The 12,173-nt window shown below is 70.9% G+C and carries 11 protein-coding genes; 9 read left to right on the forward strand and 2 right to left on the reverse strand.

The window, feature by feature from the left end; all coding sequences use genetic code 11:
• Nucleotides 1–130 precede the first annotated feature (130 nt).
• The 7 genes from argC to argH are packed head-to-tail and all read left to right on the forward strand — an operon-like array spanning nt 131 to nt 8,027.
• Nucleotides 131–1,210 carry an N-acetyl-gamma-glutamyl-phosphate reductase gene (gene argC, locus ACWGUG_RS13470; protein ID WP_336399001.1) on the forward strand — a complete coding sequence of 360 codons (1,080 nt, stop codon included), beginning with the start codon at nt 131–133 and terminating at the stop codon, nt 1,208–1,210.
• The gene (gene argJ / locus ACWGUG_RS13475) at nt 1,207–2,364 is read left to right on the forward strand and encodes a bifunctional glutamate N-acetyltransferase/amino-acid acetyltransferase ArgJ (RefSeq protein WP_452324964.1); all 1,158 of its coding nucleotides are present in this window, start codon (nt 1,207–1,209) and stop codon (nt 2,362–2,364) included. The genes argC and argJ overlap by 4 nt, the downstream gene beginning before the upstream one ends.
• Nucleotides 2,361–3,260 carry an acetylglutamate kinase gene (argB, locus tag ACWGUG_RS13480; RefSeq protein WP_336398999.1) on the forward strand — a complete coding sequence of 300 codons (900 nt, stop codon included), beginning with the start codon at nt 2,361–2,363 and terminating at the stop codon, nt 3,258–3,260. Before argJ ends, argB begins: the two co-directional genes overlap by 4 nt.
• Nucleotides 3,257–4,489, forward strand: a complete 1,233-nt coding sequence (locus ACWGUG_RS13485) for an acetylornithine transaminase (RefSeq protein ID WP_452324965.1) — start codon at nt 3,257–3,259, stop codon at nt 4,487–4,489. Before argB ends, ACWGUG_RS13485 begins: the two co-directional genes overlap by 4 nt.
• Nucleotides 4,486–5,409, forward strand: coding sequence for an ornithine carbamoyltransferase (gene argF, locus ACWGUG_RS13490; protein WP_336398997.1), 924 nt, complete (start codon nt 4,486–4,488; stop codon nt 5,407–5,409). Before ACWGUG_RS13485 ends, argF begins: the two co-directional genes overlap by 4 nt.
• Nucleotides 5,410–5,437: 28 nt before the next feature.
• Nucleotides 5,438–6,544, forward strand: a complete 1,107-nt coding sequence (locus ACWGUG_RS13495) for a heparan-alpha-glucosaminide N-acetyltransferase domain-containing protein (protein WP_452324966.1) — start codon at nt 5,438–5,440, stop codon at nt 6,542–6,544.
• A gap of 52 nt (nt 6,545–6,596) precedes the next feature.
• Nucleotides 6,597–8,027, forward strand: a complete 1,431-nt coding sequence (gene argH, locus ACWGUG_RS13500) for an argininosuccinate lyase (RefSeq protein ID WP_452324967.1) — start codon at nt 6,597–6,599, stop codon at nt 8,025–8,027.
• 21 nt (nt 8,028–8,048) lie between these two features.
• On the opposite strand, the gene ACWGUG_RS13505 is transcribed toward argH, so the two are convergent.
• Nucleotides 8,049–8,645, reverse strand: coding sequence for a hypothetical protein (locus ACWGUG_RS13505; protein ID WP_452324968.1), 597 nt, complete (start codon nt 8,643–8,645; stop codon nt 8,049–8,051).
• 80 nt (nt 8,646–8,725) lie between these two features.
• Nucleotides 8,726–9,343 (reverse strand): DNA-binding protein, encoded by a 618-nt coding sequence (locus tag ACWGUG_RS13510; RefSeq protein WP_336398993.1) that lies wholly within the window; start codon nt 9,341–9,343, stop codon nt 8,726–8,728.
• A gap of 239 nt (nt 9,344–9,582) precedes the next feature.
• Here ACWGUG_RS13510 and tyrS point away from each other — a divergent pair, with 239 nt between their 5' ends.
• Both tyrS and ACWGUG_RS13520 read left to right on the forward strand, forming a co-directional pair.
• Nucleotides 9,583–10,884: a tyrosine--tRNA ligase gene (gene tyrS, locus ACWGUG_RS13515; RefSeq protein ID WP_452324969.1), complete on the forward strand. Its 1,302-nt coding sequence runs from the start codon at nt 9,583–9,585 to the stop codon at nt 10,882–10,884.
• Between the two features lie 46 nt (nt 10,885–10,930).
• Nucleotides 10,931–11,758, forward strand: coding sequence for a DUF4184 family protein (locus ACWGUG_RS13520; protein ID WP_452324970.1), 828 nt, complete (start codon nt 10,931–10,933; stop codon nt 11,756–11,758).
• Nucleotides 11,759–12,173 lie beyond the last annotated feature (415 nt).

Here is a 12,173-nt window from a genome sequence, read left to right on the forward strand (position 1 = left end):
CGTCCCTGCGCGCCGACGCCGTCTGGGCGAGCGCCGACTCTAGGCGACCCCGCACGCCGTCCCGTCATGGACCGTCGCGAGCGGGCGTCGCCGTCTCCCCGCCCCGCACCCAGACTCTAAGGTGGAATCCATGACATATTCGGTCGCCGTCTCCGGCGCATCCGGCTATGCGGGCGGCGAGATCCTGCGGATCCTCGCCGCGCATCCCGACGTCGAGATCCGCACCGTGACCGCGCACTCCAACGCGGGACAGCCGCTCATCCAGCATCAGCCGCACCTCCGCTCCCTCGCGCACCTGACCCTTCAGGACACGACGCCCGAGACCCTCGCCGGGCACGACATCGTCTTCCTCGCACTGCCTCACGGCCAGTCGGGTCAGTACACCGACGCCCTCGGCGACACCGCGCTGGTCATCGACGCCGGTGCCGACCACCGTCTGGAGGCGGTCGCGGACTGGGACGCCTTCTACGGCGGCGACTTCCACGAGCCGTGGGTGTACGGCGTGCCGGAGCTGCCCGTCGCCGGCACCAAGCAGCGCGAGCGTCTGGTGGGGGCGACCCGCATCGCCGCTCCCGGGTGCAACGCCTCGACCGTGTCACTGTCGCTCGCCCCGGGCGTGGCCGCCGGTGTGATCGATCCGTCCGACATCGTGACGGTGCTCGCGGTCGGGCCGTCGGGCGCGGGCAAGAGCCTCAAGACCAATCTCCTCGCGGGCGAGATCCTCGGCACCGCCAACCCGTACGCCGTGGGCGGCACCCACCGCCACATCCCCGAGATCCGCCAGGCGCTCGCCGCCGCGCGCACCTCGGCGCACACGGCGACGGCGGCGGATGCCGCGGACCAGGGCATCCGCATCTCGTTCACGCCGGTGCTGGTGCCGATGGCGAGGGGCATCCTCGCGACGTCGACCGCCCCGATCGCCGCGGGGGCGACCGACGACGAGATCCGCGCCGCCTGGGAGGCGGCGTACGGCGACGAGACCTTCGTGCAGCTGCTGCCGGCGGGGGAGTTCCCGCGCACGGCCGACGTGCTGGGCGCGAACACGGCGCTCATCGGCCTCGCCATCGACCGGGCCGCGAACCGCGTCGTCGTCGTCACGGCGGTCGACAACCTCGTCAAGGGCACGGCCGGAGCCGCCGTGCAGTCCATGAACATCGCACTGGGCCTCTCCGAGGGCACCGCGCTGACCGTGAACGGAGTCGCCCCGTGAGCGTCACCGCCCCCCAGGGATTCGAGGCGGCAGGCGTCGCCGTCGGCCTCAAGTCGACCGGCCGGCCGGACGTGGCCGTCGTGGTCAACCGCGGCCCGCTCAAGGTGGGGGCGGCGGTCTTCACGAGCAACCGCGCCAAGGCGAACCCGATCCTGTGGTCGGAGGAGGTCATCCGCGACGGGGTCGTCGAGGCGATCGTCCTCAACTCCGGCGGTGCGAACTGCTTCACCGGCCCGTTCGGCTTCCAGACCACCCACCAGACGGCCGAGAAGGCCGCGGCACTGCTCGGCGTGAGCGCCGGCGACATCCTCGTGTGCTCGACGGGGCTCATCGGCACCGGTGACGAGGCGTTCCGCGCGAAGGTCCTCGCCGGCACCGCGCAGGGCATCGCCGAGCTGTCCGCCGACGGCGGGGAAGCGGCATCCCTGGCCATCATGACCACCGACTCCACGCCCAAGCGGGCCGTCGCGACGGGCGACGGCTGGACGATCGGAGGCATGGCCAAGGGCGCCGGGATGCTGGCGCCGGGCCTTGCCACGATGCTCGTGGTGATCACGACCGACGCGGTGCTCGACGCGGCGCAGGCCGACGAGGCGCTGCGCGCGGCGACGAGCCGCACCTTCGACCGGCTCGATTCCGACGGCTGCATGTCGACCAACGACCAGGTGACGCTCATGGTCAGCGGCGCCTCGGGCGTCACACCCGACGGGGAGGCGTTCGCGGCCGCCCTCGCCGGCGTGTGCCAGGACCTGGCGCGGCAGCTGCAGGGCGACGCGGAGGGCGCCAGCCACGACATCACGATCGACGTGATCAACGCCGCGTCCGAAGCGGACGCCGTCGAGGTCGGGCGCTCGGTCGCCCGCAACAACCTCTTCAAGGCCGCGATCTTCGGCAACGACCCGAACTGGGGCCGCGTGCTCGCCGCCATCGGCACGACGACGGCCGCCTTCGACCCGTACGACGTCGACGTCTGGATGAACGGCGTGCGCGTGTGCTCGCAGGGCGGGCCCGACGCGCCGCGCGAGGCCGTCGATCTCACCCCGCGTGCCACCGACCTCGTCATCGACCTCAAGGTCGGCGCGGCATCGGCGACGATCCTCACCAACGACCTCACCCACGACTACGTCCACGAGAACAGCGCATACTCCTCATGACCGATCTGCAAGACACCGATCCGTCCGAGGCCAGCGCCCGGGCGGTGACCCTCATCGAGTCCCTGCCATGGCTCAAGCGCTTCCGCGACCAGATCGTCGTGGTCAAGTACGGCGGCAACGCGATGGTGAGCGAGGAGCTGCAGGATGCCTTCGCCGCCGACATCGCCTATCTCCGGTACGTCGGCGTCAAGCCCGTCGTCGTCCACGGCGGCGGCCCGCAGATCTCGTCGATGCTCGACCGCCTCGCCATTCCGAGCGAGTTCAAGGGCGGCTACCGCGTCACCTCGACCGAGGCGATCTCGGTGGTGCGCATGGTGCTGACCGGGCAGATCAACCCGCAGCTCGTGTCGAAGATCAACGCCCACGGGCCGGTCGCGACCGGCCTCAGCGGTGAGGACGCCGGCCTGTTCGGCGGTCGCCGCCGTGGCGTGGTGATCGAGGGCGTCGAGCACGACCTCGGCCGCGTCGGCGACGTCGTGCAGGTCGACCCGCAGCCGGTGCTCGACCAGATCGACGCCGGCCGCATCCCCGTCGTGTCGAGCATCGCCCCCGACCTCGACCACCCGGGACACTCGCTGAACGTCAACGCGGATGCCGCGGCATCCGCTCTCGCCGTCGCGCTGGGGGCGGCGAAGCTCGTGGTGCTCACCGACGTCGCCGGGCTCTACGCCGACTGGCCGAACCGCGACTCGCTCGTGTCGCACCTGAACTCGACGGAGCTGCGTGCGATGCTGCCGAAGCTCGAGTCGGGCATGATCCCGAAGATGACGGCGTGCCTGGAGGCCGTCGAGGGCGGCGTCGAGACCGCCGCGATCATCGACGGGCGGGTGCCGCACTCGGTGCTCGTGGAGATCTTCACCAGCAAGGGAATCGGAACAGAGGTGGTGCTCGGATGACGTGGCAGGATGACGCGGGGCGCGACCTCGTGAAGAGCTTCGGGGCCCGCATGCAGATGTTCGTGCGCGGTGAGGGCTCCTATCTGTGGGACGCCGACGGCAAGCGCTACCTGGATTTCCTGGCGGGGATCGCGGTGGACTCGCTGGGCCACGCCCACCCGGTGTTCGTGGATGCCGTCGCGACGCAGGCGGCCACGCTCGCGCACGTGTCGAACTACTTCGCGACGCCGCCGCAGCTCGCGCTCGCCGCGACGCTCAAGCGCATCGCCGGCACCGGCGACGCCGGCCGCGTCTACTTCGGCAACTCCGGCGCGGAGGCGAACGAGGCGGCCTTCAAGCTCGCCCGCCTGCACGGCGGCACCGAGCGGCCCCGCATCCTCGCGCTGAACGACGCCTTCCACGGCCGCACCATGGGCACCCTCGCCCTCACCGGCAAGCCGTACATGCAGGAGCCGTTCCTCCCGATGACGCCCGGCGTCGAGTTCATCGACTCGACCGCGGAGGCGCTCGAGGCGGCGATCGACGACCGGGTCGCCGCGCTCTTCGTCGAGCCCGTCAAGGGCGAGGCGGGCGTGCTGCCGCTGCCCGAGGGCTACCTCGCCGCCGCGCGCGAGATCACCGCGCGCCACGGGGCCCTGCTGATCGTGGACGAGATCCAGACCGGCGCGGGACGGACGGGGGAGTGGTTCGCCTTCCAGCACGAGGACGTCATCCCCGACGCGATCACGGTCGCCAAGGGCATCGGCGGCGGCTTCCCGATCGGCGCGCTCATCACGTTCGGTGAGGCGAGCGAGCTCTTCTACCCCGGAACGCACGGCTCGACGTTCGGCGGCAACGCCCTCGGGACGGCCGTCGCCGGCGCGGTCCTCGGCGAGATCGAGCGGGCGGAGCTCGTGCGCAACGCCGCCGAGCGCGGCGCGCAGCTGCGCGAGGCGATCGAGGGCATCGACTCGGAGCTGATCGACGGATGCCGCGGCCTCGGCCTCCTCATCGGGGTGGGCCTGCGGCATCCCGTCGCCAAGGCGCTCGTCGCGGCCGCGCAGGAGCACGGTCTCGTCATCAACGCCCCCAACGACGAGACGATCCGCCTCGTGCCCGCCCTCACGATCGGCGACGTGGAGATCGACGAGTTCGTCGAGCTCTTCACGGCGTCGCTGCGCACGGTCGAGGACGCCCTGGTGCTCGAAGGCTCGACCCATGCCGCCACGAGCACGGAGGTGCCCGCATGACCCGCCACCTGCTGCGCGACGACGATCTGACGCAGACCGAGCAGAACGAGATCCTCGAGCTCGCGGTCGCGCTGAAGAAGGACCGCTGGAAGCTCAAGCCGCTCGAGGGTCCGCAGACGGTCGCGGTCATCTTCGACAAGTCCTCCACGCGCACCCGCGTGTCGTTCGCCGTCGGCATCGCCGACCTCGGTGGCTCGCCGCTGATCATCTCGACGGCCAACAGCCAGCTCGGCGGCAAGGAGACCCCCTCCGACACGGCGCGGGTGCTGGAGCGCCAGGTCGCCGCGATCGTCTGGCGCACCTACGCGCAGGCGGGGCTCGAGGAGATGGCGCGCGGCACGCGTGTGCCGGTGGTCAACGCCCTCAGCGACGATTTCCACCCCTGCCAGCTGCTCGCCGACCTGCTGACGATCAAGGAGCACAAGGGCGACCTCGAGGGGCTCACGCTCGCGTTCTTCGGCGACGGCATGTCGAACATGGCGCACTCGTACGTGCTCGCCGGCGTCACGGCGGGCATGCACGTCAGGGTCGCCTCACCCGAGGCGTACGCGCCGCGCGACGACGTCATCGCCGATGCCGACCGCCGTGCCGCCGAGACCGGCGGCTCGGTCACCCTCTACACCGATCCGAACGAGGCGGCCGCGGGCGCCGACGTCGTGGTCACCGACACGTGGGTGTCGATGGGCAAGGAGGAGGAGAAGCTCGCGCGCCTGCGCGACCTCGGCGCGTACAAGGTGACGCAGGACCTGATGTCGCTGGCGCAGGACGATGCGATCTTCATCCACTGCCTGCCCGCCGACCGCGGCTACGAGGTCGACGCCGAGGTGATCGACGGCCCCCAGAGCGTCGTGTGGGACGAAGCCGAGAATCGGCTGCACGCGCAGAAGGCCCTGCTGGTCTGGCTCCTGCGGCAGGGCTGAGCCCGTCGGCGCGATGGGACCCCGATCGGTGAGCGCCCCCAGCTGGGTCGCCTCGCGGTGGGCGCGCCTCAATCGCGCACCCCGCATCACCGGGGTGGACCTCGCCCGGGGACTCGCCGTGCTCGGGATGCTCGCCGCCCATCTCCTGTCGATCACGGAGGAGTTCGACCTCTCGGACTCCGGCACGTGGGTGGCCGTGGCGGAAGGCCGATCCTCCATCCTGTTCGCGACGCTCGCGGGCGTGTCGATCGGCCTGATGACCGGGGGACGGATGCCGCTTCCCGCCGCCGCCATGACCACGGCGAGATACCGCATCGCCGTGCGCGCGTGCCTGCTCTGGGTGATCGGCGCGCTGCTGATCGCGACGACCGTCCCGGTCTTCGTCATCCTGCCCGCCTACGCGGTGCTCTTCCTCCTCGCGCTCCCGCTCACCGGCCTCGGGGCGCGCCCGCTGCTCGCGCTGGCCGCGGTGCTCGCGGTGACGATGCCGCTCGTGCAGGTGATCCTCGACGCGCTGCCGGTGTGGGACACCGCCCTCGGCGCGGAGGCGTCCGTCGCCCTGGGCTGGCACTATCCGTTCACGACGTGGATCGTCTTCGTCGTCGCGGGACTCGGCGTGGCGCGCGCCGGTGTCACGCGACTGCGGGTCCAGGGTCTGCTGGTGGCCGTGGGCATGGTGCTCGCGGCGCTCGGCTACGGGCTGGATGCCACGACCGGGTCGTCGTCGGCGGAGGAGGCGACGTCGTACCTCGGCGCGCTGTGGACGGCGCGGCCGCACTCCACCGGCCTGCTCGAGGTGATCGGGTCGGGCGGCTTCGCACTGTTCACGCTCGGAGTCTGCCTCCTCGCGTGCCGGACGGTGCTGGTGTGGGTCGTCCTGCCGCTGCGCGCGGTCGGGGCGATGCCGCTCACCGCCTACACGCTGCAGCTGGTGGTGTGGGCGGTCGTCGCCGCGCTGACGCTGGACCGCGTGAGCGATCTCGCCGGGTTCCGCGCGCTGGAGCCGTTCTGGCCGCTGACGCTCGGCACGGTGCTCTTCTGCACGGCGTGGGCGCTGCTGGTCGGGCGCGGCCCGCTCGAGACGCTGCTCGACCGCGGCTCGCGCTTCGTCGTGCCGGGCCGCCGCTCCCGCTGACCCCGGGCCGCGGCGGGCTCGAGCGCCCGGCCGCCGTCGGTAGGCTGGGACGGTGAGTGAATCGAAGGCCGACGGCACCAACGAAGGCGCACTGTGGGGAGCCCGCTTCGCGACAGGGCCGTCCCCCGAACTGGCCGAGCTCAGCCGGTCCACGCACTTCGACTGGGATCTCGCGCTCTATGACATCGCCGGCTCCCACGCGCACGCGAAGGCGCTCGCCGCAGCGGGCTACCTCACCGCCGACGAGGAGGAGGCCATGCACCACGGCCTCGACACGCTGGCGCAGGGCATCACGGAGGGGACGCTTCGGCCGTCGGCATCCGATGAGGACGTCCACGGTGCACTCGAACAGGCGCTGATCGGCGTCGTGGGCGCCGAGCTCGGCGGCAAGCTGCGCGCCGGACGCAGCCGCAACGACCAGATCGCGACCCTCGTGCGCATGTACCTGCTCGACCACTCGCGCACGATCGCGCGGGAGATCCTGCGGCTCGTGGACGCCCTCGTCGCGCAGGCCGAAGCCAACGCCGAGGCGATCATGCCCGGGCGCACGCACCTGCAGCACGCGCAGCCCGTGCTGCTCGCGCACCACCTGCAGGCCCACGCCTGGCCGCTCGTGCGCGATCTCGAGCGATTGCGAGACTGGTCGGTCCGCGCCTCGGTCTCGCCCTACGGCGGCGGGGCGCTGGCCGGATCGACGCTGGGTCTGGATCCGCAGCTGGTCGCCCGCGAGCTCGGCCTCGCCCGGCCGGCCGAGAACTCGCTCGACGGGACGGCGGCGCGCGACGTCGTGGCGGAGTTCGCGTTCATCGCGGCGATGGTCGGCATCGACGTGTCGCGCTTCGCCGAGGAGATCATCCTCTGGAACACCCGCGAGTTCGGCTTCGTGACCCTCGACGACGGGTACTCGACCGGGTCGAGCATCATGCCGCAGAAGAAGAACCCCGACATCGCCGAGCTCGCGCGCGGCAAGGCCGGTCGTCTGATCGGCAACCTCACCGGCCTGTTGGCGACGCTGAAGGCGCTGCCGCTGGCGTACAACCGCGACCTGCAGGAAGACAAGGAGCCGGTGTTCGACTCGGTGCGCACCCTCGAGACCGTGCTTCCGGCGTTCGCCGGCATGGTCGCGACGATGCGCTTCCACACCGACCGCATGGCGTCGCTCGCCCCGCAGGGCTTCTCGCTGGCGACCGACGTCGCCGAGTGGCTCGTCAAGCGCGGGGTCCCGTTCCGTGACGCGCACGAGATCTCGGGCCACCTCGTGCGGGTCTGCGAAGAGAACGGGCTCGAGCTGCACGAGGTGTCGGACGAGCAGCTGGCCGCGGTCTCTCCTCACCTCGCCCCCGACGTGCGCGACGTGCTCAGCATCGAGGGCTCGGTGGCGAGCCGCACGGGCGTCGGCGGGACCGCTCCGGTGCGCGTCGAGGAGCAGCGCGCCGAGCTGATCCAGCGGGTGCAGGCGGCAGCGCACGCGCTAGGACTGTAGCGCTCGAGACACCCGCCGCGATCACCAGATCGCGAGCCGCACGAGTGCGCCGACGACGCACGCCCACACCAGGCTCGCGAGGGTGCCGATGATGAACCGTTCGCGGGCCTCGGCGCTGGCGAGCTCGGTGAACCGGCCGATGCCCTTGAGGGCCACCACGACGGCGATCGCCTCGGGGAACCCCGCGATGATGCCGAGCACCACTGCGACGCGTTCGAGGTACCCGATGGTGGTTCCCCCTCGCATCACCTCGCGGACGGCGCCCTCGCCGGCGACCGCTCCCGGCAGGGACGGGGCACGCAGGAGGATGCCGCCGTTGTCGCCTTCTTCCACGCGGCCGTGGCTGGCGACGTCGAGGATGCGCCGCGTGATGGGGTTGCCGCCCAGGACCGCCAGGGTGGTTCCGAGCAGTGCGATGCCCAAGCCGAGGAGCAGCGGCACGTTGACGGGCGACACCGTCACCGCGAGCAGGCACAGCACGACGAGGACGCCTGCGACGATGAGCGGGACGTCCGTCGGCTTGCGAAGACTGACGACCACCAGCACGAGTGCTGCGCACAGCACGACGAACAGGAAGATCGAGAGCGCGGCGGTCAGCACGACGTCGGGGAGGACCATGGCGTCAGTCTGGCATGGGGCCCGGACGGCGCCCGGGTGCGGCATCCCGTGTGCCGTGAAGCCGGTCGGCGTCGTCGTGCTCAGCTGCGTTCGGGCGGCGAGACGGTGCGCGTCTCCTCATCCAGGCGTGCGAGCGCGCGCTCCAGTGCGGGCACGGCGGCCTCCTCGACACGCAGGGCCGCTGCCTTGGCGCGCAGGCTGATCGCGCCCTCCGAGACGCCCAGGCGTGCGGCGGCGTCGCGCTGGGTGAGCCCGTCGGCGAGCAGGTCGTAGACCTCCCAGCCCTCCGGTGTGCGCCGGTCGCGCAGCTCGATGAGAAGGGCGACGAGCGCCTCGGCATCCGCTCCGCCCACGGGTGCGGTGACGGCCATCCGGGTGGATGACTTCTTGGCGCGATCGACAGCGTCCCTCGCGTTGATGAAGGCCTGCCCGCGTGCGGCGCGGACGCTCTGCGGAAGCGGCGATTCGACGGTACCCACCCCCAGCCCGACGCTCCATTCGCCTGTCCTCGTCAGTTCGAGCACGATCGACAGCGCCGCCGACGCGTCGGCGACCGCGACCTGGAGCTCGTCACCGGCGGTGCGCTCGGGAGGCAGCGCAAGCCCACCGGCGCCGTGGCGCGCGACGACGGCGAGAGCGGACGGAACAGCGTCGGCGTTCGCGCGGCTCGCGCGCTGATCGGCGGTGAGGACGTACATCGGGTTTTCCTTCGGTCCTGGAGATCAAGTCCCCGTTAGTTTAGCCCCCAGGCTGAATCAAACATAGTCTGTAGGCTAAAGTAGGCAGTACTTAAGCTTCGCAACTATAGCGACGACGATGAGGCGATCGCCGCAGGTCGACTCGACCCCGGTACCACTCCAGCTTCTCGAGCCGGGCCGAGGCATCGGCCCTCGGCGACGCACGGGGCGAGGCATCCGTCGCTGATAGCCTGAAACGCGTGTCTGAAACCGTCGTGAGCGCGACCGCGCCCGCCAACGACCCGGCGTTCGAGAACGTCTGGGACGAGATCGTGTGGCGTGGGCTCGTGCATGTGTCCACCGATCAGGAGGCGCTGCGCGCCCTTCTCGGCGGGGATCCGATCACGTATTACTGCGGCTTCGACCCGACCGCGCCGAGCCTGCACCTCGGCAACCTCGTGCAGCTGCTCACGATGCGCCGCCTCCAGCTCGCCGGCCACCGGCCGCTCGGCCTCGTGGGCGGGTCCACCGGGCTCATCGGCGACCCGCGCCCTTCCGCCGAGCGCACGCTCAACACCAAGGAGACCGTCGGCGAGTGGGTCGGCTACCTGCGGGAGCAGGTCGAGCGCTTCCTGAGCTTCGAGGGCGACAACGCCGCGCGCATCGTCAACAACCTCGATTGGACCGCGCCGATGAGCGCGATCGACTTCCTGCGCGAGATCGGCAAGCACTACCGCGTGGGCACGATGCTGAAGAAGGACGCCGTCGCGGCGCGCCTCAGCTCCGATGCGGGCATCAGCTACACAGAGTTCAGCTACCAGATCCTCCAGGGCATGGACTACCTCGAGCTGTACCGCCAGTACGGCTGCGTCCTGCAGACCGGCGGCAGCGACCAGTGGGGCAACCTCACCAGCGGCACGGACCTCATCCACCGGGTGGAGGGCGTTCACGTCCACGCGATCGGCACCCCGCTCATCACCAACAGCGACGGCACGAAGTTCGGCAAGAGCGAGGGCAATGCGATCTGGCTCGACGCCGCGATGTGCAGCCCGTACCGGATGTACCAGTTCTGGCTCAACACCGACGACGCCGACGTGATCCAGCGCCTGAAGATCTTCACGTTCCTCACGCGGGCGCAGATCGAGGAGTACGAGCGTCTCGTCGCCGACGAGCCGTTCCGTCGCGCCGCACAGAAGCGCCTCGCCCTCGAGGTGACGACCTTCGTGCACGGGACGGATGCCACGGCCGCCGTCGTCGCGGCCTCGGAAGCGCTCTTCGGGCAGGGCGACCTCGCGGCGCTCGACGCGACGACGCTGCGGCACGCCCTCGAGGAGCTCCCGAACGCCTCCGTCGCGACGGGGACGAACGTGGTGCAGGCGCTCGTCGACACCGGGCTGGTCTCGAGCCTCTCGGAGGGCCGCCGCGCGATCGCACAGGGCGGGGTGTCCCTCGACGGCGCGAAGGTCGAGGACGACGCGGCCGTCGTGTCGGGCGGTCTGCCCGGCGGGGTGTCGGTGCTGCGACGCGGCAAGAAGACGCTGGCGGGCGTGTTCGTCGGCTGAGACGACGATCGTGCGCGGGTTCGCCGCGACGACGGAGGGGTGACGGATGCCGTTCACGCCGAGTCATGCCGTCGTCGCGCTGCCTTTCGTGCGCACACCGCTCGTGCCCGCCGCGATCGCGATCGGCGCGATGACGCCGGACCTGCCGCTGTTCGTGCGGGCGCTGCCGCTGGACTACGGTGTCACGCACTCGCTCGGCTGGCTCCCGGCGACGATCCTGATGGGCCTGCTGCTCCTGCTGGTGTGGCGCTGCGTGCTGCGCCCTGCCGCACGGGAGCTCGCGCCACGGTGGCTCGCGGCCCGTCTGCCGGAGTCGTGGGACGCGGGAGCAGGCGCCGCCCTGCGCGAGACCTTGGCGATCGCTCCGGGTGAGGCCGGTGCGAGGTCCACGCGGATGCTGCTCCTCGCGGTCTCGCTCGCGATCGGCGTCGTCAGCCACATCGTGTGGGACCTCTTCACGCACGAGGGCCGGTGGGGCACCACCTCGGTCCCTGCTCTGGCGGAGGACTGGGGTCCGCTTCCGGGCTACAAGTGGCTGCAGCACGGCTCCAGTGCGATCGGGCTCGCCATCCTCGGCGTCTGGATGATCCTGTGGCTTGCCCGGCGGGAACCGGGCGGCGCGCCTTCGCAGGTGCTGCCGCGATGGGTGCGATGGGGATGGTGGATGTCGTTGCCGGTGGTCCTCGCTGTCGCGTGGGTGTGGGGGCTTTCCGTTCATGGCGGCCTCGACGCCGAGTTCACGGCGGCCCACCTGGCCTACCGCGTGCTTCCGCCCGCGTGCGCGTTGTGGGGCGCCGCCACCGTCATGCTCTGCGTCGCCGTCCAGGTGCGCCGGCGCCTCGCCTCCGCACCGAGACGCTCGGCCGTCCGGTGACGAGCCGCGAGAACCGCGTGATTCTGCGGAAGAACCGGCACGACACGCCCGGGATGCGGGGTGGATTCGACGTGATCGGGGATCGCACGTAAAGTAATTGTTGTTCGCCCCAAAGGGTAGAGCGGAAGGCCGGAAGGCCTGGCTCCCCTCAAGCAGCGAACCACCTCCCACAAACCAAGATCCGTTCGCGGGTCTTCCGCTCGTCGGACTTGTGGGGGACTCGCTGGAAGGACGCCGGTCGGTTTGACGGAGTCGCTACGGCGAGGTAAGATAGTGAAGTTGCCCAGCCGGGGCAGCGGGTCTGTGACTCTCTGATGGCTGGTGCGTCCGATCTTTGAGAACTCAACAGCGTGCACTTGTCAAATGCCAAATTTATTTCTCTGTCGACCAGTTTTCTGGTTGGTGGGGGTCTTTT

Source organism: Microbacterium sp. NPDC055455, assembly GCF_053619935.1.